Raw genomic sequence first — 24,013 nt, forward strand, 5'->3', positions numbered from 1 at the left:
TGATACGGTTGCCCAATAAATGAGCAAATATCGTGGGGCGGCAGGGCGCCGCCCCCCGCGAGTGGTGCTATCGGCGTGCGCCAAACATCATTTGCCGGGCCAGCGCATGCTTGAGCGGTGCTACGCACGCCAGGGCTGCCAGCGATGCGCCGCGCGCATGGGCCGCCAGCGGCCCGCCGATACCGAACACGCGCGGCAGCAGATCGGTAATGCCGATCGTCATGGCACGGTCCAGGCGGTGGCGGGTGGCGAATGTCTGCAATGCCTGCGGCGTGCACCCCGCCCTCAGCGAATCGGCCAGCGCAAAGGCATCGCGCAAACCCAGGTTCAGGCCTTGGCCGGCTACCGGATGTAACGTTTGCGCCGCATTTCCGACGGCGGCCACCCGGCCGCTGACGGTGACCGGCGCGGCATTGAGTCCCAGCGGGAAGGCGTGCCGCTTGCCCACCAGGGTGAAACGCCCCAGGCGCGTGCCGAAGGCCCGGCCCAGTTCCTCGGCGAACTCGGCGTCGGACAGTGCCAGGCGCCGTTGCGCCTGTTCCGGCGCGCAACACCAGACCAGCGCATAGCCCGGCACGCCATGATCCTCGTGCGGCAACAGCGCCAGGGGCCCCTCGTCGGTAAAGCGTTCCCAGGCCCAGCCCGGCTGCAACTGCGAGCAGTTGACATGGCCAATGATCGCGGTCTGGCCGTAGTCGCGGCGCCGGGTAACTTCGGTGCCGCGCGCCAGGCGCTGCACCTGCTGGTGGAACAGTCCGCCTTCGGCCTGGATGGCGATGCGTGGCGCATACGTCACTGGCAGGCTTTCCTGGTCGACATGGGTGGTGCCGCTCAGCCGCACGAGGGCGGCGTTTTCGCGTTCGCCCCGGTCGCCTTGCTGGTCGATATGCGCGATGCGGGTCTCGAAAACGCGTTGCAGGCGGCCCGGCGCGGCGTCGGCGACACGGGCGAGTGCGCGTTCCAGCGTCTGGCACAGGTCGCCGTACTTGACCACGTGGCCCAGTGCCGGCACGCCATAGTCGTCATGATGCAGCTTCACATGGCCGAAGCGGCCGCGCTGCGACACGTGAATGTGCTCGATCGGTTGTGCGGGCACGGGCCAGGCGCCGATCTGCTCCAGCAACTGGCGGCTGCCGTGCGACAGGGCGATGGCACGCGGATCGCGTGCGGCGCGGGCGGGCGTCGCCGCGTCGATCAGCGTCATGCGCCAGTGCGTGGTGCGCAGCAGTTGGCAGGCCAGCGCCAGGCCCACCGGACCGCCGCCAACGATGGCAATATCGCGCGGCTCGGCATCCATCACCGGTGCGGCACCGGCAGTGTCAGGGCTGGCCGCTTGCGTCATGGCTGGCTTCCTCCTGCACGGGCGCCGCCTCGGCCGCGCCGCGCTTCCACAGGTTCGCATCGGTGCGCGACTTGCCGGCGGCGGCATCGCGCATCGCGTTATCGAGCTTCTGCTGGCTGAAGCCGGGCAGTTGCCGCAGCCGTTCGACCAGCGCATCGTGGTTGGCCGCCGTCATCGGCACCACACAGCCCTGCTGGCTGTCGGCGTCGCCGGCCAGGATCAGCCACGGCGTGCCCGCCCAGGGAGCGCGGTCCGAGACGCGCACCACCACGCGTTCCAGCCCGTCCCACGCCAGTTCTTCGCGCTGGCCATCCGGGCGATGCACGACCAGTCGGTCGTCATACAGGTTCACCACGAATGGCTGGTTCGGGTCCACGGCCTGGACGGTGTGCCGGTGCTTCGGTACGCCCACGCCAAACAGCTTGCTCAACAACGCCTTCATCGCGACGATCCTCCATTGCCGCGCATCAGTGCCTCGATCTCGTCGGCCTTTACCGGCACGCCGCGCGTAATCAGTTCACATTCACCCGAGGTCACCACGGCGTCATCCTCGATGCGGATGCCGATATGCCAGTAGCGTTCGGGCACGTCTTCGGCCGGGCGCACGTAGATGCCGGGCTCGATGGTCAGCACCATGCCCGGTTCCAGCGGACGCCACGGGCGTTCGCCTTCCTGGCTGGCCGGCAGCGGACCGGGCACGCGATACTCGCCCACGTCGTGCACGTCCATGCCGAGCCAGTGGCCCGTGCGGTGCATGTAGAAGCGGCGATAGCTGCCGCTGGCCAGCACGTCATCGAGCGTGCCTTCCTTGTTGCGGTCGAGCAGGCCCGTGTCGAGCATGCCCTGCGCCAGCACCTTCACCGCCGCGTCATGCGGCACGTTGTAGGGCACGCCGGCGCGTGTCTCGGCGATGGCGGCATCCTGCGCGGCCAGCACCAGGTCATACAGTTCGCGCTGGGCAGGCGTGAAGCGGCCCGACACCGGGAAGGTGCGCGTGATGTCCGACGCGTAGCCGTCCAGTTCGCAGCCGGCGTCGATCAGGCACAGGTCGCCGTCGCGCAGCTCGGCCGGACCGGCGCGGTAGTGCAGCACGCAGGCGTTGGGGCCGGCCGCAACGATCGAGTTGTAGGCCACGCTCTGCGCGCCGTGCCGGCGAAATTCGTAGAGCAGTTCGGCTTCGAGGTGGAATTCGCGCAGCCCGGCACGCGATGTGCGCATGGCCCGCACATGGGCCTGGGCCGAAATCTCGGCGGCGCGGCGCATCGTGGCGATTTCGCCGGCATCCTTGAACAGGCGCATTTCGTCGAGCAGCGTGCGCACATCCACGGCTACCGACGGCGACGACACGCCGGCGCGGCCCTGCATGCGCACGGCGTCGAGCCAGCGGCGCACGTTCGCGTCGATGTCGGGGGTGGCGGCCAGCGGGTAGGCCAGCTGCGCGCGGTTGGCCAGTAGCGGCGGCAGCAGCTTGTCGATCTCCTCGACCGAATGGGCCTCGTCGAAGCCGAAGGTCGCGCGGGCGCCTTCGGGTCCAAAGCGGAAACCGTCCCAGATCTCGCGCTCTTCATGCTTCGGACGGCAGAACAGGATGCTCCGGTCCTCACCTTCGCCCCCCGCGCCGGCCACCAGCACGAGCACGGCCTCGGGCTCGGTGAAGCCGGTCAGGTAATAGAAATAGCTGTCGTGCCGGTACGGATAGTCGCTGTCGCGGTTGCGCATGGCTTCCGGGGCGGTCGGCACGATGGCCACGCCGCCGCCATGGGCGCGCAGGTGTTGCAGCACACGGGCACGGCGGTCGCGGCACGCGCCAAGGAGAGCGGAATCGGGTGCGGACATGAAGGGAAGCCGGTGAGGGGAATGTGCCGATTCTAAACCCGACGGCGCGCGATGCGGGCGCGACGTGCGACCTGAAAGGCGCTTGAATGTCTGCGCGGGCGGTGCGCGCCGTGCGAATCCGGACCTTCAGCCGCGCAGCGCGCGGTCCAGGGCCGCCAGCTGCTCGGGCGTGCCGACGTTTTCCCATCGGCCATCGAAGCGTTCGCCGGTTGCCGTACCCTGGCGGATCGCCTCGCGGTAATACGGCGACATGGCCACCTTCTGGCCCGGCGCGACATCGCGGAACAGGCGCGTGTCGTAGAGCCCGATATTGCCGAAGGTCATCGCCTGGCCGGCCGCGCCGTCGGCGGGCATGCGCAGATGGCCGTCATCGCCCAGCACGAAATCGCCCTGCGGATGGAACGGGGGGTTGGGCACCATCACCAGATGCATCTGCGGGCGCGCGGCGGCCGCCATGGCACGGGTGCGCGGCAGCAGCTGCCGATAGTCGAAATCGCAGAAGATGTCGCCCGACACGGCCAGGAAGACCCCGTCGCCGCCCCCGGCGGTCAGCAGCGGCAGCGCATGGGCGATACCGCCCGCGGTTTCCAGCGCGGTGCCTTCCGCAGACCAGTGGATGCGCACGCCGAACTGGCGCCCGTCGCCGAGCGCCGCTTCGAGCTTGTCGCCCAGCCACGCATGGTTGATGACGATGTCGCGGAACCCGGCGCGGGCCAGCGCCTCGATCTGCCAGACGATCAGCGGCTTGCCGCCCACGGCCAGCAGGGGCTTGGGCGTGGTATCGGTCAGCGGGCGCATGCGGTCACCGCGCCCGGCGGCGAAGATCATCGCTTTCAAAACAGGGTCTCCAGGCCGATCAGGGTGGCCATGCCGCTGGCAATCGTCCAGCCCACACTGCGGGTGCGGGCCGCCACGACGATGGCCACCAGGCCAGCCACCAGGCGTGCGTTGTAGGGGCTCAGGTACAAGGCGCCGTCCTGCATCAGCAGGTCGGGCGCGATCAGCGCGGACAGCATGGCGGCCGGCACGAACTGCAGCGCGGTGCGGAACCACGGCGGCAGGCGCACGCGGCCTTCGACGGCGATGAACGACAGCCGGATCAGGTAAGTGGCAAGGCCCGCGCCCAGGAACACCCACAGCAGCGTCAGCGACGTCATGCCACGTGCTCCTTGCGGTCGGGCGCGCCGGCCGCGTGGTGCCCGCCGCGGCGGTTGCGTTCGAGCAGCAGCATACCCGCGGCAATGCCGCCCAGCGCCGCCACCATGATGCCGAGCTTGTGCGGCATCGCGTAGCAGGCCACGGCCAGCGCGGTAGCCACCAGCGCGGCCGCCACCTGTGCGCGGTGCTTGAGGTTCGGCACGATGATGGCGATGAAGGTCAGCGGCAGGAAGAAATCGAGCGGCCAGTCGCGTGGCACCTGGGCGCCCACGAGCACGCCGGCCAGTGTCGACAGCTGCCAGCTCGACCACAGCGCGATGCCGGCGCCAAAGTAGAACCAGTGGCGGTAGCGGGCACGCGGGCCGGTATCGCCCAGGCGCCGCGTCATCGCGGCAAATGCCTCGTCGGTCAGCAGGTAGGCCACCAGCGCCTTCCAGCGGCGCGGCAGGGGCGCCAGCGACGGCGCGATGGTGGCGGAATACAGCGCGTGACGCAGGTTGACCATGGCCACCGTGAACGCGATGACCAGGGCCGGGGTGCCGGCCGACCACAACTGGGTCAGGATCATCTGCGACGCGCCGCCGAAGACAATGGCGCTCATCGCGCAGGCCAGCCAGGCCGGCATGCCGGCGTTGACGGCCAGCACGCCGTAGATCAGCCCGAACGGCACCACGCCCAGCAGCATCGGCGCCAGCGCGCAGACCCCGGCCCACCACTCGCCGCGGCGCGTGATGGAAGGGTCCGGGGGCGTTTCAACAGGCGCGGACACGGTCAGAACGTCAGGCCGGTGGGCCGCTCGGTGCCTTCGAGGGCGTCAAGCAGACGCACGAGCTTGCGCATTTCCGAATAGCGGCCCGCCACGCTGCGCGTGTACTTGAGCACCAGCGGCATGTCGGCCAGATAGCCGTCCTTGCCGTCGCGGTGGTACAGCCGCGCGAAGATGCCCAGCACCTTCAGGTGGCGCTGCAGGCCCATCCATTCGAAATCGCGGTAGAAATCGCCAAAATCGGCAGCCACCGGCAGGCCCGCCTTGCGCGCCTGTTCCCAGTAGCGGATCAGCCAGTCGAGCTGTTGCTCTTCTTCCCATTCGATATAGGCGTCGCGCCAGAGCGACACCGCGTCGTAGGTGATCGGGCCGATCACGGCGTCCTGGAAGTCCAGGATGCCCGGATTGGCGCCCACCGTGGCGCCTTCGGGCAGCACCATCAGGTTGCGCGAGTGGTAGTCGCGGTGGACGTAGACCTGTGGCTGGGCCAGGTTGTTGGCCAGGATCGTGTCGAAGACCTCGCGCAGGTCGGCCTGCTGGCGGTCGTCGAGCGTGGCGCCAAGGTGCCGGCCCACATACCACTGCGGGAACAGGTCCAGCTCGCGCTGCAGCAGCGGGCGGTCGTACGCCGGCAGTTCGCCGGGCCGCGTGGCCAGCTGGATCCGCACCAGCGCGGCGGCGGCGTCACCATACAGCGGACGGGCCGAAGCGGCGTCCAGCCGCGACAGGTAGGTCTGGCTGCCCAGGTCGGCCAGCAGCAGGAAACCCTGCGCCAGGTCCTGTTCCAGCACGGTGGGCACCGTCACGCCGGCATCGCCGAACAGCCTTGCCACGTGGATGAACGGCCGGCAGTCCTCATGGCTCGGGGGCGCGTCCATCACGATGGCGGTCGGATGCCCGGCATGGCCGGTCCGCACCCGGAAGTAGCGGCGGAAGCTGGCATCGGCCGATGCCGGCACGCACGAAGCGGGGTCGATCGACCAGGTTGTGCCGAGTCCGGCCACCCACGATTTCAGTTGTTCGATACGCGGGTCGTGACCCGGGTCGTCAATAAGTGCAGCCATGCCGGAAAGGGAGAATACGATGCCCCGTATAATACCCGACCAGACCCGGGCGCCGGGTGGCCCTCGGGAGGGGCCTTTGTCGCCCCGCAGCCCGCTCCGGCATTGGGCTGAGGGGCGCGGGAGCCGCATTGCGGCGCCCCGCGCAGCGCCCGCCGCCGAGCCGACCGACAACCGTTTGCATGACCGAACAACGACAACCGCATCATCCGGCCACCCGACCGCCTGCGCTCCAGGGCATGCCCCGGCGCGCCCGCGTGCCCGCCAGCGCCCTGCGACCGCTCGTGCTGGCCATGGCCGGCCTTTCGGTCAACGCGCATGCGCAGTACGGCGCTGCGTCCACCATTCCCAATATCGAGATGATCGAGCCGGTGGTCACCCAGGCTGCCGAGCCCGAGCCGCCGCCGCCCGAGGCGGGCGAGCTGGTGCCGCGCCTGACCGAACCGCCGCGCCAGCCCGCCAATGCGGGCAGCAGCGCGCTGGGGGTGACGCCCTCGTCTACGCCCTCGAATCCGAATGCGCCGGCTTATGTCTCGGGCGACCGGATGACCGGGTACAACGAGAAGGGCGTCGATCTCGAAGGCAACGCCGAACTGCGCCGCGATGGCGGCGTGGTCAAGGGCGACAAGCTGACCTACGACCAGGACACCGACGAGGCCCACGCGACGGGCAACGTGCGCTTGTCCAAGAGCGGCACGCTGGCTGTGGGCCCGGAGGCAAAGCTGCGCGTGCAGGCCAACGAAGGCTACATGCTGTCGCCGGACTACTATTTCGACCAGACCGGGGGATCGGGCAGCGCCGAGCGGATCGACTTCCTTGATCCGGACCGCAGCACGCTCAAGAAGGCCACCTATACGACCTGCTCGCCCGACAATGCCGACTGGTATTTCAGCGCGCGCAAGCTCGATCTCGATAGCGATCGCGAAGTGGGCGTGGCGTACGGCGGCGTGCTGAACTTCTTCGGCGTGCCCGTGGCGGCGGCGCCGGCGTTCTCGTTCCCGCTGAACAACGATCGCCGCAGCGGTGTGCTGCCGCCGCTGTTCGGCTACAGCTCGAAGTCGGGCGCGGACCTCACGGTCCCGTACTACTTCAACCTGGCGCCGAACCGCGACCTGACCGTGTATCCGCGTATCCTGTCGTCGCGCGGAGTGCAGCTGGGCGGTGATTTCCGGTATATCGGCGCAGGCTACAGCGGCCGCATCCGCGCGGAAATCCTGCCCGACGACAAGAAGGCCGGCCGCGACCGCTGGGCGTACTCGGTCCAACACAACCAGGCGATCATCCCGGGCATGACGGCGTACGCGAACGTCAGCAAGGTCTCGGATGACCAGTATCCGGATGACCTGACGCGGAGTGTATCGCAGTCAACCCTGCGTCAGTACACGCAGGAAGGGGGCGTGGTTTACGGCTGGCAGAACTGGACGTTCCTGGCCCGTGTGCAGAAATTCCAGACACTGCTGCCCAGCGAGCCGTCGTACGAGCGTGAGCCGCAGATCAGTGCCAGGTACACACGCTATGACCTTGGCGGATTCGATATCGCCTTGGACACCGACTACACGCGCTTCAAGATTCCGCTGACATCTACAGGATTCCAGCAACCCGAAGGCAGCCGCGCCTACTTCAACCCTTCGATCAGCTACCCGATCATCCGGCCCGGCTGGTATGTGACGCCGAAGTTGATCTTCAACGCGGCGCAGTACAACATGGACGCGGGCACGAACACGACCGGCGCGTCCAACACGCTGAGCCGTGCGATTCCGACCGTCAGCGTCGATTCGGGCATGACGTTCGAGCGCGATGCGCCGGGCCTTAGCCGGCTGTTTGGCGTGAACTACACGCAGACGCTGGAACCGCGCCTGTTCTACGTCTACACGCCGTTCCGCGACCAGAGCCAGTTTCCGCTGTTCGACACCGTACAGTCGGACTTCAGCTATGGCCAGATCTTTACCGAGAACCCGTTCAGCGGTAATGACCGGATAGCCGACAACAACAAGCTGACCGCAGGCCTGACCACCCGCCTGATCGAGTCCGAGACCGGCGTCGAGCGGTTCCGCGGCACGATCGCGCAACGGATCGACTTCACCGGCCAGCGCGTGCAGATTGGCGGCACGCTGAACGATACCAAGCCGACGTATTCGGACCTGCTGGCCGCGACGACCATCCAGCTGTTCCGCGGCTACTACCTTGACGCGGGCATCCAGTGGAATCCGGACCAGAACCGTGTCAACTACTCGAACGTGGCGTTCCAGTGGCGTCCGGAGTCGCGCAAGCTGCTCAACATGGGCTATCGCTACCGCCGGCCCACGTCGGTCACGGACAATACCGCCATTGACCAGTTCGAGGTTTCGGGCCAGTGGCCGATCACCCAGCGCGTCTACGGCATTGGCCGCGTGGCGTACGACCAGTCGGCCAACCAGCTGGTGGATGCGCTGGCCGGCTTTGAATACACGGCCGACTGCTGGGTCGGCCGCTTCGTGTACCAGCGTTTCCGCAACACCACGAACGGATACACCGGCCGGGTCTTCCTGCAGGTGGAATTCCGCGGATTGTCGAAAGTCGGCTCCAATCCGCTGGACATGCTGCGCCTGAACGTGCCGGGCTACGAGCCCGTGACCGCGCGACCGGTGCCCACGTCCCCGTACGATCACTATGAATGACGGACCAAGATGAAACGTCAAGCCTTTTCGGTTATGTCCCGCCTGAATCCCTGGCAGCAGGTGCTGCTCTCCGCGGTGCTCGTCACGCTGGCCGCTCCGGCCGCCGCGCAGTTGCGCGCCCCGGGCGCGCGCACCCAGGGCATCTTCGTGCCGCAGCAGAGTGGCCAGACGAGCACGGTGGCGCCCAGCCAGCCGCAGATGGGCATTCCGCAGCCGGCGCAGAAGCGATCGCAGCTGGTGGACGAGGTGGTTGCCATCGTCAACAACAGCGTGATCACGCGTCGCGAGCTGCTTGACCGGGCCGACGAGATCGAGAACCAGCTCCGGGCCGCGAATCGCCCGATTCCCGAGCGGCCGGACCTGCTTGGCGAAGTGCTGGAACGGCTGGTGATGGAGCGCGTGCAGACCCAGGCCGCGCAGGACGCCGGGATCAAGGTCACCGACCAGGAAGTGGACCGTGCGATCGAATCGGTCGCGCAGCAGAACAAGATGTCGGCGACTGACCTGCGCAGCCGCGTGGAGGCCAGCGGCATGAGCTGGACGAAGTACCGCGACGAACTGCGCAAGCAGGTGCAGGTGATCCGCCTGCGCGAACGCGAAGTGGACTCGAAGGTGCAGGTCTACGACGGCGAGATCGACAACTTCCTGGCGGCGCGCAGCGGTCAGCCCGCCGCCGTGGGCCCGGCCGAATACAACGTGCAGCAGATCCTGGTGCGCGTGCCCGATGACGCATCCGAGGCCCAGAAGGCACAGCTCAAGGCCAAGGCCGAAGGCCTGCTCAAGCAGGCGCAGGGCGGCGCGGACTTTGCCGAACTGGCCAAGGCCAATTCGGACGCGCCGGAAGCGTCGCAGGGCGGCGCGCTCGGTTTCCGCGAGATCGGCCGCCTGCCGGCGCTGTTCGCCAATGCCGTGGTCGATCTGCAGCCGGGCAAGGTGGTGCCGGACGTGGTGGAATCGGCCAACGGCTTCCATGTGCTCAAGCTGGCGGCCAAGCGCACGGCGGCTCCGGCGCAGCAGGCCACTGCCGATCACATCACGCAGACCCAGGTGCGCCACATCCTGATCCGTACCGGCCCGAACATGCCGGAGGCGGAAGCCAGGCGCCAGATGACGACGCTGCGCGACCGTCTCATGCACGGCGCCGATTTTGCCGATGCGGCACGCCGCTACTCGCAGGACGGTTCCGCCCAGCAGGGCGGCGAACTGGGCTGGGTGTCGCCGGGCGAACTGGTGCCGGCGTTCGAACAGGCCATGAACCGCCTGCGTCCGGGTGAAATATCCGAGCCCGTGGTCACGCAGTTCGGCGTGCATCTGATACAGGTGGAAAACCGTCGCGAGACCGAGGTCTCCGCCGAGAAGCAGCGCGACTTCGCCCGGCAGGAAGTGCGGGAACAGAAGCTGCGCGCCGCCTATGATGACTGGGTGCGCCAGCTGCGCAGCGCGGCGTACGTGGAATACCGGATCAACCGACAACGCTGACGCGCGCCGCTCCTGCCATGCCCGACCCTGCACCTGCGCCCCTGGCGCTTGCCATCACCACCGGCGAACCCGCCGGCATCGGCCCCGACATCACGATCGGGGCCCTGCTGCAGCTTGGCGGCGCGGCCAATGGCATGGGCCATGGCGCGTACCGGTTCCATGTGATCGGCGACGCGCGCCTGCTGGCGCGGCGCGCCCAGGCGCTGGGCGTGGCGCATGCGTGGCAGCGCCGGCTGGCCGATGGCGACGTGGTGGTCGAGGATGTGGCACTGGGCGTGGCCTGCGAGGCCGGCCAGCTCGATGCCCGCAATGGCCGCTACGTGCTGGCGCTGCTCGATGCCGCCATCGACGGCCTGCAGGCCGGTCGCTTTGCGGCCATGATCACCGCGCCGGTGCAGAAAAGCACGATCAACGACGCCGGCGTGCCGTTCACCGGCCATACCGAATACCTGGCCGAACGCGCCGCGGTGCCGCGCGTGGTGATGATGCTGGCCGGCCCGCAGCCCGCGCATGACAACGCCATGCTGCGCGTGGCGCTGGCCACGACCCATCTGCCGCTGCGCGCCGTGCCCGACGCGCTGACCATTCCGATGCTGCAGGAGACGCTGAAGATCGTCGACCACGATCTGCGGCGCCACTTCGGCATTGCCCGCCCCCGTATCCTGGTGACGGGGCTCAACCCGCATGCCGGCGAATCGGGGCATATGGGCCGCGAGGAAATCGACGTCATCGGCCCGGCGCTGGCGCTGGCCTGCGACGCCGATATCGACGCACGCGGGCCGTATCCCGCCGACACGCTGTTCCAGCCGCGGCACCTGCGCGATGCCGACTGCGTGCTGGCGATGTACCATGACCAGGGTCTGGCGCCACTCAAGTACGGCACCTTCGGCCACGGCGTCAACATCACACTGGGCCTGCCCTTTATCCGCACATCGGTGGATCATGGCACCGCGCTCGACCTGGCCGGCACCGGCCGGGCGGAGCACGGCAGCATGATCGAGGCCATCCGGTGTGCCATTACCATGGCCGGCCATGCCAGCGGACGCCACGGCAACGGCGCGTCCGCCAACGGCCGGCACTGACTTATGCGTCCAAACGTGCATCAGGGCCATGTGGCCCGCAAACGATTCGGCCAGAACTTCCTGGTCGATGACGGCATCATCTACGGCATCGTCAACGCGATCGATCCGCAGCCCGACGACGTCGTCGTCGAAATCGGGCCCGGTCTGGGCGCGCTGACGAACCCGCTGCTCGAACGCCTGCCCAGCATGCAGGTGGTGGAGCTCGACCGCGATCTCGTGGAGCGCCTGCGCAACCGCTACAACGACCGCCTGACCGTGCATGCCGGCGACGCGCTGGCGTTCGACTTCGGCAAGCTCAAGGAGCCGGCCCGCGCGCTGCGCATCGTGGGCAACCTGCCGTACAACATCTCCAGTCCGCTGCTGTTCCATCTGATGGATTTCGCCGATCACGTGCGCGACCAGCATTTCATGCTGCAGAAGGAAGTGGTCGAGCGCATGGTGGCCGAGCCGGGCAGCAAGGCGTTTGGCCGGCTGTCGATCATGCTGCAGGTGCGCTACCACATGGAACACGTGCTCGACGTGCCGCCTGCGTCGTTCAACCCGCCGCCCAAGGTCGATTCGGCCGTGGTGCGCATGATTCCCTGGCCGCGCGCCAAAGACGGTACGCTACGTTCGCCGTATCCGGCGTGCGATCCCGGTGTGCTGGGCGACGTGGTGACCGCCGCGTTTTCGCAGCGCCGCAAGGTGCTGCGCAACACGCTGTCGTTCCTGCGCGACCAGGTGGACTTCGACGCGCTCGGCTTCGACCTGGGCCGCCGCGCCGAGGAAGTGCCGGTGGCCGAGTATGTCGAACTGGCCCGCATCGTCGGCAACAGCGCCGTGCCGCCTGCGCGCGGCGCCGCCTGACACCGCAGCCCCAAGGGCAGCCGATACCGAATTCGAATTTCCCGCTGAATCTCCGAACATCCTGAAGCAATCGCGACGCTCATGACCGAACAGACCAAGACCGATCCGCGTCCCGTCATCCTGACTGGCGATCGTCCCACCGGCCCGCTGCACCTGGGCCACTACGTTGGCTCGCTCAAGAGCCGCGTGGCCCTGCAGGAAACGCACAAGCAGTACGTGCTGCTGGCCGACACGCAGGCGATGACTGACAACGCGCACGATCCGGACAAGGTTCGCCGCAACGTGCTGGAAGTGGCGCTGGACTACCTGGCCGTGGGGATCGACCCCGCCAAGACGACCATCACGGTGCAATCGCACCTGCCCGCGCTGGCCGAACTGACGCTGATGTACCTGAACTTCGTCACGGTGTCGCGCCTGGAGCGCAACCCGACGATCAAGGAAGAGATCCACGCCCGTGGCTTTGGCCGCGACATTCCGGCCGGCTTCCTGTGCTATCCGGCTTCGCAGGCCGCCGACATCACCGGCTTCAAGGCCGTGCTGGTGCCGGTGGGCGAGGACCAGGCGCCGCTGATCGAGCAGACCAACGAAATCGTGCGCCGCATCAATCATCAGGTGGGCCGCGACATCCTGCCCGAGGCTGCCGCGCTGATTCCCAAGCATGGCCGGCTGCCGGGCGTCGATGGCAAGGCCAAGATGAGCAAGTCGCAGGGCAACGCGATTCCGCTGGGCGCATCGCCGGACCAGATTCGCGAAGCGGTGCACAAGATGTACACCGATCCGAACCATCTGAAGGTGTCGGACCCGGGCCAGGTCGAAGGCAACGTCGTGTTCACGTACCTGGACGCGTTCGATCCGAACGTGGAGGAAGTGCAGGCGCTCAAGGAACACTACCAGCGCGGCGGCCTGGGCGACATGGTGCTCAAGCGCCGTGTGGAAGGCATCCTCCAGGAAATGCTGCGCCCGATCCGCGAGCGCCGCGAGCAACTGGCGCAGGACCCAGGCTACGTGTTCGACATTCTCAGGAAGGGCACGGAAGCCGGCCGCGAACTGACCCAGCAGACGCTGGACGAAGTGCGCGGCGCGGTGGGCATGTTCTCGTTCCCGAAGTAATCGGGCCTTTCACGCGCCATGCGTCCCTCCCGCCAGCCGGGAGGGGCGAACCCCGAAGGCCGCTCAGGCCTTCCGGTTCACCAGTACGATGCCTCCGAGCACCATCACCGCCGCCAGCGCGAATCGCATGCCGACGTGGTCGTGCATCAGCAGCACGCCGAAGGCCACCCCGAACAGCGGGGTCAGGAACGAGAATACCGATAGTCGCGATGCCAGATACTGGCGCAGCAGCCAGAACCAGATCAGGTAGCTGGCAAAGGCGATCAGCACCGACTGGTAGAACAGGCTGGCCACCACGAAACCCGTGACTTCCACGCGATGGACCTGGCCCGCGGCCACCGCCATCACCAGCAGCAGCACCGCCGACACCGCCAACTGATAGAGCAGCGTCTTGCTGGCCGGCGCGTGAGACAGCTTGCTGCCCCGTACCACGATCGTCGTGGCGGCCCACAGTGCGCCGGCCACTACGCCCAGCGCGTCGCCGAGCAGCGTGCTCGACTGCGCGGATGCGGTGACAATGCCATCGGCGAATGCCAGCACCATGCCCAGGAACGCCAGCGCAACGCCGGCCCACTGGCCGCGCCGCAGGTGTTCGCCCGGCACGAACAGGTGCAGGCCCAGCGCGGTGAAGATCGGCGCCGTGTAGAGGAACACGGCCATTCGCGATGCCGTGGTGTGGCCCAGCCCGACGAAAATGCAGAAGAACTCGGCGCCGAACAGCAGGCCGGCAACCAGCCCGGCGCGCAGCGTGCCATCGCGTTCCCAGAGCGGGGTGCCACGCCACGCGGCAAACGCGAACACCAGCAGCGCGGCGATGGCCGAGCGGACGCCGGCTTGCAGCACGGCGCCCATCAACGGAGCGGTGACCTTGATGACCACCTGCTGGAGTCCCCATGCGGCGCACAGCAATACCATCAGTCCGATGGCCATGCTGTCCAGCGGGCGCCTTGTTATCAGTTGTGTGGACATCGCCGCGTCGCTTACGGACGGGCGGCGTCGCGGGTCGAATTGCGCTCGATCAGTTCGATCTTGTAGCCATCCGGGTCTTCCACGAAGGCGATCACCGTGGTGCCGCCCTTGACCGGGCCGGCCTCGCGCGTGACCTTGCCGCCGGCGGCGCGGATGCGGTCGCAGGCTTCGGCGGCGTTGGGGGTTTCCAGCGCGATATGGCCGTAGGCGGTGCCCAGGTCATACTGGTCGACGCCGTAGTTGTAGGTCAGTTCCAGCACGGCCGTTTCGCTTTCCGGGCCGTAGCCGACGAAGGCCAGGCGGTACTTGTACTCGGGGTTGTCGCTTTCGCGCAGCAGTTGCATGCCCAGCACGCGCGTGTAGAAGTCGATCGAGCGTTGGTAGTCGCCAACGCGCAGCATGGTGTGGAGGAGTCGCATAGGGGGACCTTCTTTGGGTTGTTGAGACAACAGAGTCCGTCATTTTAGTCCTGCGCGCGCCATCGTGCCGGATGGCGCGCCGTGGCACTGCTGAACACGCGGCAAAGAAAATTTCACATCGGCAGCGCGGGCGCGGAGGCCCGGAAGTTGCTACATTGCCGATTGCTTTCGACAGCTGCACGAATGCCTACGCCGGTCCATCACGGCGCGGCAGCGCCGAAGGTCGCGCGACAGGCTTTCTCTGACAGAGGGGAAACTGTATGACGCGATGCTTCCCAGGCAGTACCTGCGGCACACTGGCATGCGTGCTGGCCATGGCGCTGGCGGCGCCGCGCACCCACGCCGCGGACTGCGTGCCACCCTCACCGACCGCGAGGTCCTACGTTGCCAACAACTGCGACGGGACGGTTGCCGGCGGCACGTTCGACACGGGCGCCAGCGGCTACGCTTCGGTCTTTCATGCGGCCAACCACGGATCGATCACCGTCACGGGACCGGTCACCCTGCACTCGGGCGGCAACGAATCCACAGGCGCTTACGCCGAATCGGGCGGCGCCATCCATTTCAACGCGCCCGGCAGCACCCTGACGATGCTGGGTGCGCATTCGAACGGGGTCCATGCATTCGGCAGCGCGACAGTCACCGGACAGGTCGATATCTCCACGTCGGGCGAGCGCGGACATGCGCTGTTTGCCGATTATGGCGGCGTCCTGCAGATGCATGATTCGAGGATTCTGACGCAGGGCGCGGAGGCAGCGGGCATTACCGTGGCCACGGGCTCCGTTTCGCTGCTCGGCGCCAGTTCGATCACCACGACCGGCGATATCGCACCCGGCGTGGCGCTGACTTCATCGAATTCGAGTGTCACGGTCGATGGACAGGGCGCGCGCATTCCCATCCGGACCAGCGGCAAGGAATCGCCGGGTGCCGGATCGGCGAACGGATCGGGCACGATCACGCTGCGCGGCGTGGATATCGCCACCAGTGGGCTCGTTGCCTTCGGCGTGCTGGCGCAGGGCGCCACGTCCGTACAGGCCGAAGACACGACAATCGTCACGACCGGGCTTGGGTCTGTCGGTGTCGAGGCCATCAACGGCGGCACCGCGACGATGACCGGCGGCAGCGTTACCACGCTGATGCGCGCCGCGCACGGACTGTCCGCGCGCGGGACGGGCAGCCAGATCGCGGCCGATGGCACGGCCGTGACGGTGTCAGGCGTGTCCACGTCGGCGATGCAGGTCATCGACCAGGCCCATATCGCGTTGCGCAACGGCAGCGCCGTCAGCACCGGCACCGGTGGCAGTGCGCTGTCGATGTACAGCACCGACGATTCGATGCTGCAGACCGCCGAGATCACGCGCAGCACGCTCCTGGCAAGCCAGGGCAGCGCGCTGTCGTTCCTGGGCGGTCCGGCAGCGGTGGCGATCACTGGCAGCAGCGTGGCAGGCCACTACATGCTGATCGTCGATTCCCGGACCGCCCCGATCGTCGTCGATGTCACGGCCAGCGGCTCGGCGTTGCGGGGTGCCTCGCTGGTATTGCCGGCCGAAGGGGGCGGGCAGCACGCGGTTCGGCTGGCCCTGCGCGACAACTCGGCCTGGCTGGTGACGGGCGACTCCAACCTGACGCGGCTGGAGAACATCGGCAGCTCGGTGGCCTTCGTGCCGCCTGCGGACGGCGTGTTTCATTCGCTCACGGTCAGCCAGTACCACAGCCAGGGCGGCACTATGGGGCTGACGGCGGCGCTGGCGGGCGACGGATCGCCGGCGGACAAGCTCGTGATCGACGCCGGCACGGTAACCGGCGCGACGGCCTTGCGCATCGTCAATGCCGGCGGCAAGGGGGCGCTGACGAGCGAGGGGATCCGCGTGATCGAGGCCATCAACGGCGGCAGCGCCCCGGCCGGCACGTTCGTGCTGGCGGGCCGCGCCGTGGCCGGGCCTTACGAATACCGGCTGTATCGCGGCAGCACGCAGAGCCCCGCCGATGGCAACTGGTATCTGAGGTCGCAGCAACTGCCGACACCGCCCGACCCGCCCACGCCTCCCGCGCCTCCGGACCCGCCGGCCCCTCCGACCCCGCCCAAGCCGATGTACCGGCCCGAAGTGCCCGCCTACATCGCCAACGAGCACGCGGCGGCCAGCCTGTTCCTGCACAGCCTGCATGACCGGTTGGGCGAGTTGCCGTTTTCGTCGGCACCGGCTGGATGGCTGCGCGTGGTGGGCAAGACCGCCGAAAGCGGCAGCCGTGGCAACGACTACAGCGCGCGGGCCAATACGGTGATCCTGCAGGGGGGCGGCGACTTTGCGCGCGGCTCGCTGTTCGGCGCGGCCGACCGGCTGCACGTGGGCGCGATGTTCGGCTACGGCAACGTGCGCACCGACGGCCTGGCCGCAGGCAACACCGCCCGGGCGCAAGGCGAAGTGAACGGCTATGGCGCCGGCGTGTACGCGACGTGGTTCGGCCAGGCCGCGTCGGACCTGGGCCCCTATGTCGACACCTGGTTCCAGTACGCCTGGTTCGACAGCAACGTGCGCGGCGACCAGTTGCCCAAGGTCGGCTATCACAGCCAGGCGTGGAACGTGTCGCTTGAAGGGGGATGGGCGCTGCCGCTGGCGGCGTCGTCATGGCGGGTCGAGCCGCAGGCGCAGGTGGTATGGCTGCGGCACCGTGGCGTCAGCGTGACCGAGCCCGGCGGCACGCAAGTCAGCGGTGGCGATACCAATGGGCTGGTGACACGGCTCGGCATGCGGATGTTCCGCACGCTGGACCGGGACGATGGCGGACGGCTGCAGCCCTATGCCACGCTGAACTGGTGGCACGACCAGACCAGTACGTCGGTCGGATTCAGCGAGACGGTGCTGGGGCAATTGTTTCCGCGCGACCGCTATGAGCTCAAGCTCGGCATCGACGCGAGGTTGTCACGCGGCTGGAGCAGCTGGGGGAATATCGGCGGGCAGTGGGGCAACCAGGGCTACCGGCAGTACGCGCTGCGGCTGGGCGCGCGCTATGCCTGGTGAGCCGCGCAGGTTCAGCCAGCCAGCCCGTCGGCCGGTCAGAACGTGGGCAGCAGTTCGGGCGGATGCGCGCGCAGGCGGGCGCGTGCGTCGCGGAACTCGGGAAAGATCGATTCGACGGTTTCCCAGAAGCGCGGGCTGTGATTCATTTCCTTCAGGTGCGCGAGCTCGTGCGCGGCCACGTAGTCGATCATCGACAGCGGGAAATGCATCAGGCGCCAGTTGAGCCGGATCTTGCCGTCGGCGGTGCAGCTGCCCCAGCGCGTGGCCGCCGACGTCAGCGCAAAGCCGGTATGGCGAACCCCAAGCTTGGCGGCGTAGAGGTCCAGCCGTTCAGCCAGCAGCCGGCGGGCCTGGTTCTGCAGCCAGCCCTGCACGCGGTCCTTGATCTGCTGCTCTTCGGCGTGTGCCGGCAGCGCCAGATGCAGCACGCGCGTATCGGCATCGAAACACAGCACGCCGGCCGGCGATTCCAGCCGCAGCGTGACCGGCTGTCCCAGGAACGGCAGTTCGGCGCCGTCGCGCCACTGCACGGTGGGCAGCACGCGGCGCGACTCCCGATGGCGCCATTCGCCAAGCTTGGCAAAGATCCAGCGTTGTTTTTCAAGGATGGCCGACTCGATGTCGACCAGCGTGACCCAGCGCGGGGCCGTGATCGACAGCCCGCGGTCATCCACCGTGAACCCGATGGTCCTGCGCGACGATCGCTTGAGCGAATAGTGCAGCGTGCGCTCGCCGACCTGCAGCATGCGGCCATTGGGCAGTATCGGCGGCCACATATCGCCACCCCGCTCGCCAGTCCGCTCGCCCGCCGGGCCGGTACCCGGCTGCGCGTCGGGCGCCGGCGCAAGCAGGTGCTGCTGCGCGGGCGGAACGGGCGGCGTGGCGTCGGCCAGCGGCAGCTCCAGCTGCGCGTTCGGGTCGGCGGTGGGGCGCAACAGCTTCATGCGGTGGCCTGGCTCCCTGCGCGGCGGTAGCTTTCCGGATCGATGCGGCGCATCTCGGCCTCGATCCAGGCTTCCACCTCCTGGTTCAGCACGTCGGCGGTCTTGTTGGCCGACGGAATCGCGTCGCCAATCGAGATCGTGATCGTGCCCGGGTACTTCAGGAACGAATTGCGCGGCCAGAGGCGGCCCGAGTTGACCGCCATCGGAAACACCCAGGCACCCGTTTCCACGGCCAGGCGGGCGCCCCCGCTCTTGTAGCGCGGGTTTTCCTTGCCGGCAGGGGTGCGCGTGCCCTCGGGGAACATGATGATCCAGGCGCCCTCGTTGAGTCGCTCGCGGCCCTGCCGGGCGGCCGAGGCAAACGCCCGGGTGCCGTCCTTGCGGTTGATGTGGACCATCTTGAGCATGCCCAGCGCCCAGCCGAAGAACGGCACGAACAGCAGTTCACGCTTGAACACGAAGCACAGAGGCTTGGGCATCAGTGCCACATAGGCCACGGTTTCCCAGGCCGACTGGTGCTTGGACAGCAGCACCACGGGCTTGTCCAGCATCGCCAGCATCTTCTCCATGCCTTCGATGCGGTACTGGATGCCGCAGATCAGGCGCGCGGCCCAGATCACCAGGCGCGGCCAGCCGCGCACGAAGCGGAAACGGTTTTCCGCGTTCATGAACGGGAAGACGATGAAACACATGCACGCGTAGGGCGGTGTCAGCACCACCAGGTACAGCGCGAACAGCAGGGAGCGGATAAAGGTCATCGATGGGGGCGAAGAATCAGGAGGCGGGCAGGCCTCAGGGAGCGGGCTGCGCCGCGTGGGCGGTCGGGGCGGGCGCCTTGTGGGCCCCTTCGGCAATCAGCCAGCGCGCGAACGCGGCCAGGTCGTCATGCACGCGCGTGCCGGCCGGCAGGCCGCCCTTGTCCAGCGTGCGCAGGCCCTTGCCGGTGCGCACCAGGTGCGGCACGCAGCCCACGGCCACGCCGGCTTCGAGGTCGCGCAGCGAATCGCCCACCGTGGGCACGTTGCGCAGTTCGATGCCAAACCGCTCGCCGATCTGCTCGTACAGGCCCGACTTCGGCTTGCGGCAGTCGCAGTTGTCGGCGGCCGTATGCGGGCAGAAGAACACGGCTTCCACGCGCCCGCCCAGCGCGGCCAGCGCCTTGTACATCTTCTCGTGCATCGCGTTGAGCGCACTCATCTCGAACAGCCCCCGGCCAATGCCCGACTGGTTGCTGGCGATAACGATGCGATAGCCGGCCTGGTTCAGCATGGCGATGGCCTCGAGGCTGCCGGCAATCGGCACCCACTCGTCGGGGGTCTTGATGAAGTGGTCGCTGTCCAGGTTGACCACGCCATCGCGGTCGAGGATCACGAACTTCGGCTGGGACTGTGGCATGGCGGCTCCGGGGCGGCTGGAAGACGGCTTGGACAGCTTAGGCGGCAAGCTTCGAAATGTCTGCCACGCGATTGGCCAGGCCGTGCAGCGTGGCCAGCAGCGCCAGGCGGTTGGCGCGCAGCTTCGCGTCCTCGGCCATCACCATCACGTCGTTGAAGAAGCGGTCCACGGCGTCGCGCAGCTGGGCCAGGTCGCGCAGCGCGGCGGTGAAATCGCCACCCGCGAAGGCGGCTTCCACGCCCGGACGCACCCGTTCGATGGCGTCGAACAGCGCGCTTTCGGCGGCCTCCTGGAACAGGCCGCGGTCAACGGTGCCGATGGCCTCGTCTGTCTTCTTCAGGATGTTCGTGATGCGTTTGTTGGCGGCGGCCAGGGCCTCGGCCTCGGGCAGCGCGGCAAACGTGCGCACGGCTTCCATGCGGGCCAGGATGTCGTGCAGGCTCTGCGGACGCAGGCTCACCACGGCTTCCACCTCGTTCGTGGTGTAGCCCTTGTCCTTCAGGTACCCGCGCACGCGGTCGTACAGGAAGTCGGAGATCGCGTCGCGCGCCGGCTTCACGGTGGCGATGCCCGCGAACGCCTGCTCGGTCAGGCCCAGCAGCGTGTCGATCGACACCGCCAGCGGCTTTTCGATCAGCATGCGCAGGATGCCCAGCGCGTGGCGGCGCAGCGCGAACGGGTCCTTCTCGCCCGTGGGCTGCAGGCCGATGCCCCAGATGCCCACCAGCGTTTCGAGCTTGTCGGCCAGCGCCACGGCGGTGCTGACGTTGCCTTCGGGCAGCGCGTCGCCGGCAAAACGCGGGCGGTAGTGCTCGGAGCACGCCAGCGCCACGTCCTCGGCCTCGTCGTCATGGCGCGCGTAGTACGTGCCCATGGTGCCCTGCAGCTCGGGGAATTCGCCCACCATGTCGGTCAGCAGGTCGGCCTTGGCCAGTTCGGCGCCGCGCATCGCGGCGGCCTTGTCCACCTGGGCGCCGGCGGCGTTCATCGCGTCGGCGATATGGCCGGCGATCTGCTGCAGGCGCTGCACGCGGTCCAGCTGGCTGCCGATCTTGTTGTGATAGACCACGTTGCCGAGCTGCGGCACGCGCGACGCCAGCGTCTTCTTGCGGTCCTGGTCGAAGAAGAACTTGGCATCGGCCAGGCGCGGGCGCACCACGCGCTCGTTGCCCGAGATGATCGACTGCGGCGTGTCGGTGGCCAGGTTCGAGACGATCAGGAAGCGGTTGCGCAGGTGGCCGGCGGCATCGGTCAGCGCAAAGTACTTCTGGTTGGTCTGCATCGTCAGGATCAGGCACTCCTGCGGCACGGCGAGGAAGGCTTCCTCGAAGTGGCACGGGTAGACCACCGGCCATTCGACCAGCGAATTGACTTCGTCCAGCAGCGACTCGGGCATGATCACCTGGTCGGCGCCGGCTTCCTTGAGCAGGGCGGTGCGGATGCGTTCGCGGCGGTCGGCATAGCTGGCGATCACGCGGCCGCGCGATTCCAGCAGGCTCGCGTATTCGCCGGCGTGCGGGATCTCGATGGCGCCCTGCGACAGGAAGCGGTGACCCTGCGTGATGTTGCTGGCCGGCAGGCCGAGCGCCGACACCGGCACGATTTCGGCGCCGTGCAGCGCGATCAGGCTGTGCGCGGGGCGCACGAAATGCACCGTGGTGCCGTCCGGGCGCTGGTAGCTCATCAGCTTCGGAATCGGCAGCTTGCCCAGTGTGTCGTCCAGCGCGGCCTGCAGGCCGTCGGCCAGCGCGGCGCCCCTGGCGGTGTAACGGTAGAAGAACGCATCGGCCTTGCCGTCCGAGGCGCGCTCCAGCGTCTGCCAGTCGATCTCGGCCACGCCCACCGACTTGGCCAGGGCGGCCAGCTTCTTGGCCAGCGGGGCGGTCGGGGCGCCGTTGGCGTCCAGCGCCACGGTCAGCGGCAGCACCTTTTCGCGCTGTTCGCGGTCCGGCGCGGTGCGGCGTACGCCGGTCACCAGGGCGGCCAGGCGGCGCGGCGTGGCAAACGGCGTCACGGCGGCGCCGGCTTCGAGCAGATCGCGCGCGCCGAGGCCATCGAACAGCCCCTGTGCGAAGGCGTCGCCCAGGCGGGCCAGTGCCTTCGGCGGCAGTTCTTCGGTGAACAGTTCGATCAGCAGCGAATCGGTCATGGGTTGCGACATGAATCTATCCAACAGGTATGGGCGCGCGCGTCAGCAGCGCGGCGCGAGATTGGGTTCCACGCCAGACAGCAGCCACAGGCCGTTCTGCTGGCGGAATTGCAGCGTGGTGTAGGCGCATTGCGCGGCCACGCCGGAAGCGCCGCGGGTGCCCGCGGCCGGGAAGCGTGCGTCGATGCGATGGGACCGGCGGTCGTAGCGGATCTCGTCGATGCGCCCACCCACCCAGAAATCGATCTTCGCGGGCAGCTGCGCGGCGGAATAGTAGGTCCGCACCGTGCGGCGCGAGCGCCCGGCGTTGTCTTCCCATTCGACCCACTGCAGCGGGTAGCGGATGGCGCTCTCGTAGGCGCGCAGCGGCACGCGGTGCCAGCCGAGGTCTCGCGACCCGGACAGGTCGCACGAGAACGAGCGCACCAGCTGCGCCCACTGGTCGATCGACGACAGCGACGGCCGCCAGTGCCGCGTGATGGCCTGCTGCAGCGCCTGGCTGTCCGCCTCGCAGATATTGGCCAGGTCAGCCGGCAGGTACAGGGCCTGCGGCGCCGGCGCGGGCGACGTCCGCGCGGCGGCAAGCGCGCTGCCGGCGGGCGACAGCGCAACCGGCACGGCAAAAGCCAGCAGTGCCAGCGCGCCGCGCACGCGGGCCGTCATGCGCGGGCCCCGTTGTTGCACATCGGGAAGCCCAGCGCCTCGCGCGAATCGTAATAGGCCTGCGCCACCATCCGCGACAGGTTCCGGATGCGGCCGATATAGGCGGCGCGCTCGGTCACCGAGATGGCGCCGCGCGCATCGAGCAGGTTGAACGTGTGGGCGGCCTTCAGCACCTGTTCGTACGCCGGCAGCGCCAGGCGGGTGTCGGTCAGCTTCGGCGTGCCGTCTTCGTTCTTCTCGCCGGCATCGCCCATCAGGCGGCGCGCTTCGCCCTCGTGCTCGGCAAAGTGGCGGAACAGGATCTCGGTGTTGCTGTGCTCGAAGTTGTAGGTGGACTGCTCCACCTCGTTCTGATGGTAGACGTCGCCATAGGTCAGGCGGCGCGTCACGCCGTTCTCCTCCCACTCGGTCCACACCAGGTCGTAGACGTTTTCCACCTTCTGGAGGTACATCGCCAGGCGTTCGATGCCGTACGTGATTTCGCCGGTGATCGGCTTGCAGTCGATGCCGCCCACCTGCTGGAAGTACGTGAACTGGGTCACTTCCATGCCGTTGAGCCAGACTTCCCAGCCCAGGCCCCAGGCGCCCAGCGTCGGATTTTCCCAGTCGTCCTCGACGAAGCGGATGTCGTTCTGCTTCAGGTCCAGGCCCAGTGCCTCCAGCGAGCCCAGGTAAAGCTCCAGGATGTTTTCCGGCGCGGGCTTCAGCACCACCTGGTACTGGTAGTAATGCTGCAGGCGGTTCGGGTTTTCGCCGTAGCGGCCGTCCTTGGGCCGGCGCGACGGCTGCACGTAGGCGGCGCGCCACGGCTCGGGGCCGATCGCGCGCAGGAACGTATGCACGTGCGATGTACCGGCGCCGACCTCCAGATCGATCGGTTGCAGCAATGCGCAACCCTGCCGGTCCCAGTAGGCCTGCAGGGTCAGAATCATTTGTTGGAAGGTCAGCATAGGAAGACGAAATGAAAAGCTGGCGGCAAGTGCGCGAAGCGTCTCGCGCCGGGTTTGCCAAACCTTGGATTCTATCGGGTTTTTGGCCTGTCTCAGCCGGGTTGCCGCAGGAAAACGGTGTCGCAGGGCACGAATCGTGCATGCGGGGGGTGTCGGCTTGGCGCAAC

At 68.0% G+C, this 24,013-nt stretch carries 21 protein-coding genes; 6 read left to right on the plus strand and 15 right to left on the minus strand.

What is annotated here, in order from left to right; translation table 11 throughout:
- Window positions 1-67: 67 nt before the first annotated feature.
- The 7 genes from D9X30_RS10755 to D9X30_RS10785 form a co-directional block, all read right to left on the minus strand.
- Window positions 68-1,342, minus strand: coding sequence for a UbiH/UbiF/VisC/COQ6 family ubiquinone biosynthesis hydroxylase (locus D9X30_RS10755; protein ID WP_502799626.1), 1,275 nt, complete (start codon window positions 1,340-1,342; stop codon window positions 68-70).
- Window positions 1,320-1,784: a hypothetical protein gene (locus D9X30_RS10760; RefSeq protein WP_153946570.1), complete on the minus strand. Its 465-nt coding sequence runs from the start codon at window positions 1,782-1,784 to the stop codon at window positions 1,320-1,322. Before D9X30_RS10760 ends, D9X30_RS10755 begins: the two co-directional genes overlap by 23 nt.
- On the minus strand, window positions 1,781-3,178 hold the full coding sequence (locus D9X30_RS10765) for an aminopeptidase P N-terminal domain-containing protein (RefSeq protein ID WP_153946571.1): 1,398 nt from the start codon (window positions 3,176-3,178) through the stop codon (window positions 1,781-1,783). The genes D9X30_RS10760 and D9X30_RS10765 overlap by 4 nt, the downstream gene beginning before the upstream one ends.
- Before the next feature lie 126 nt (window positions 3,179-3,304).
- The gene (gene murU / locus D9X30_RS10770; RefSeq protein WP_153946572.1) at window positions 3,305-4,015 is read right to left on the minus strand and encodes an N-acetylmuramate alpha-1-phosphate uridylyltransferase MurU; all 711 of its coding nucleotides are present in this window, start codon (window positions 4,013-4,015) and stop codon (window positions 3,305-3,307) included.
- Window positions 4,012-4,335 (minus strand): AzlD domain-containing protein, encoded by a 324-nt coding sequence (locus D9X30_RS10775; protein WP_153946573.1) that lies wholly within the window; start codon window positions 4,333-4,335, stop codon window positions 4,012-4,014. Before D9X30_RS10775 ends, murU begins: the two co-directional genes overlap by 4 nt.
- Window positions 4,332-5,021 carry an AzlC family ABC transporter permease gene (locus D9X30_RS10780; RefSeq protein WP_228770828.1) on the minus strand — a complete coding sequence of 230 codons (690 nt, stop codon included), beginning with the start codon at window positions 5,019-5,021 and terminating at the stop codon, window positions 4,332-4,334. Before D9X30_RS10780 ends, D9X30_RS10775 begins: the two co-directional genes overlap by 4 nt.
- Window positions 5,022-5,107: 86 nt before the next feature.
- On the minus strand, window positions 5,108-6,166 hold the full coding sequence (locus tag D9X30_RS10785; RefSeq protein ID WP_153946575.1) for an aminoglycoside phosphotransferase family protein: 1,059 nt from the start codon (window positions 6,164-6,166) through the stop codon (window positions 5,108-5,110).
- Window positions 6,167-6,345: 179 nt separating this feature from the next.
- Here D9X30_RS10785 and D9X30_RS10790 point away from each other — a divergent pair, with 179 nt between their 5' ends.
- The 5 genes from D9X30_RS10790 to trpS all read left to right on the plus strand — a co-directional run bounded on the left by D9X30_RS10790 (window position 6,346) and on the right by trpS (window position 13,337).
- Window positions 6,346-8,820, plus strand: a complete 2,475-nt coding sequence (locus D9X30_RS10790; RefSeq protein ID WP_153946576.1) for an LPS-assembly protein LptD — start codon at window positions 6,346-6,348, stop codon at window positions 8,818-8,820.
- A 9-nt stretch (window positions 8,821-8,829) separates the two neighbouring features.
- Window positions 8,830-10,299, plus strand: a complete 1,470-nt coding sequence (locus tag D9X30_RS10795) for a peptidylprolyl isomerase (RefSeq protein ID WP_153946577.1) — start codon at window positions 8,830-8,832, stop codon at window positions 10,297-10,299.
- Window positions 10,300-10,316: 17 nt separating this feature from the next.
- Window positions 10,317-11,381: a 4-hydroxythreonine-4-phosphate dehydrogenase PdxA gene (pdxA, locus tag D9X30_RS10800; RefSeq protein ID WP_153946578.1), complete on the plus strand. Its 1,065-nt coding sequence runs from the start codon at window positions 10,317-10,319 to the stop codon at window positions 11,379-11,381.
- A gap of 3 nt (window positions 11,382-11,384) precedes the next feature.
- A complete protein-coding gene (gene rsmA / locus D9X30_RS10805; protein ID WP_153946579.1) occupies window positions 11,385-12,227 on the plus strand; it encodes a 16S rRNA (adenine(1518)-N(6)/adenine(1519)-N(6))-dimethyltransferase RsmA in 843 nt (280 codons plus the stop codon).
- Window positions 12,228-12,308: 81 nt separating this feature from the next.
- A complete protein-coding gene (gene trpS / locus D9X30_RS10810) occupies window positions 12,309-13,337 on the plus strand; it encodes a tryptophan--tRNA ligase (RefSeq protein ID WP_153946580.1) in 1,029 nt (342 codons plus the stop codon).
- A gap of 63 nt (window positions 13,338-13,400) precedes the next feature.
- On the opposite strand, the gene D9X30_RS10815 is transcribed toward trpS, so the two are convergent.
- Complete coding sequence (locus tag D9X30_RS10815; protein WP_153946581.1) at window positions 13,401-14,306, minus strand: DMT family transporter; 906 nt, start codon at window positions 14,304-14,306, stop codon at window positions 13,401-13,403.
- An 11-nt stretch (window positions 14,307-14,317) separates the two neighbouring features.
- Window positions 14,318-14,725, minus strand: coding sequence for a lactoylglutathione lyase (gene gloA, locus D9X30_RS10820; RefSeq protein ID WP_066739460.1), 408 nt, complete (start codon window positions 14,723-14,725; stop codon window positions 14,318-14,320).
- A 260-nt stretch (window positions 14,726-14,985) separates the two neighbouring features.
- Between gloA and D9X30_RS10825 the strand changes: the two genes are divergently transcribed.
- Complete coding sequence (locus tag D9X30_RS10825) at window positions 14,986-17,745, plus strand: autotransporter family protein (protein ID WP_153946582.1); 2,760 nt, start codon at window positions 14,986-14,988, stop codon at window positions 17,743-17,745.
- A gap of 35 nt (window positions 17,746-17,780) precedes the next feature.
- Here D9X30_RS10825 and D9X30_RS10830 read toward each other — a convergent pair whose 3' ends face one another.
- From D9X30_RS10830 to glyQ, 6 genes are read right to left on the minus strand one after another with little or no spacing between them, the layout of a single operon-like run.
- Entirely contained in the window at window positions 17,781-18,689 is a 909-nt protein-coding gene (locus tag D9X30_RS10830; RefSeq protein ID WP_153946583.1) for a M48 family metallopeptidase, read from the minus strand.
- On the minus strand, window positions 18,686-19,447 hold the full coding sequence (locus tag D9X30_RS10835) for a lysophospholipid acyltransferase family protein (RefSeq protein WP_153946584.1): 762 nt from the start codon (window positions 19,445-19,447) through the stop codon (window positions 18,686-18,688). The genes D9X30_RS10830 and D9X30_RS10835 overlap by 4 nt, the downstream gene beginning before the upstream one ends.
- 34 nt (window positions 19,448-19,481) lie before the next feature.
- Complete coding sequence (gene gmhB, locus D9X30_RS10840; protein ID WP_153946585.1) at window positions 19,482-20,084, minus strand: D-glycero-beta-D-manno-heptose 1,7-bisphosphate 7-phosphatase; 603 nt, start codon at window positions 20,082-20,084, stop codon at window positions 19,482-19,484.
- Between the two features lie 37 nt (window positions 20,085-20,121).
- The gene (gene glyS / locus D9X30_RS10845; protein ID WP_153946586.1) at window positions 20,122-22,245 is read right to left on the minus strand and encodes a glycine--tRNA ligase subunit beta; all 2,124 of its coding nucleotides are present in this window, start codon (window positions 22,243-22,245) and stop codon (window positions 20,122-20,124) included.
- 30 nt (window positions 22,246-22,275) lie between these two features.
- Complete coding sequence (locus D9X30_RS10850) at window positions 22,276-22,896, minus strand: hypothetical protein (RefSeq protein ID WP_153946587.1); 621 nt, start codon at window positions 22,894-22,896, stop codon at window positions 22,276-22,278.
- Entirely contained in the window at window positions 22,893-23,846 is a 954-nt protein-coding gene (gene glyQ / locus D9X30_RS10855) for a glycine--tRNA ligase subunit alpha (RefSeq protein ID WP_153946588.1), read from the minus strand. Before glyQ ends, D9X30_RS10850 begins: the two co-directional genes overlap by 4 nt.
- Window positions 23,847-24,013 lie beyond the last annotated feature (167 nt).

The organism is Cupriavidus sp. U2, assembly GCF_009663685.2.
In the GTDB taxonomy this organism is placed as follows: Bacteria; Pseudomonadota; Gammaproteobacteria; order Burkholderiales; family Burkholderiaceae; genus Cupriavidus; species Cupriavidus necator_C.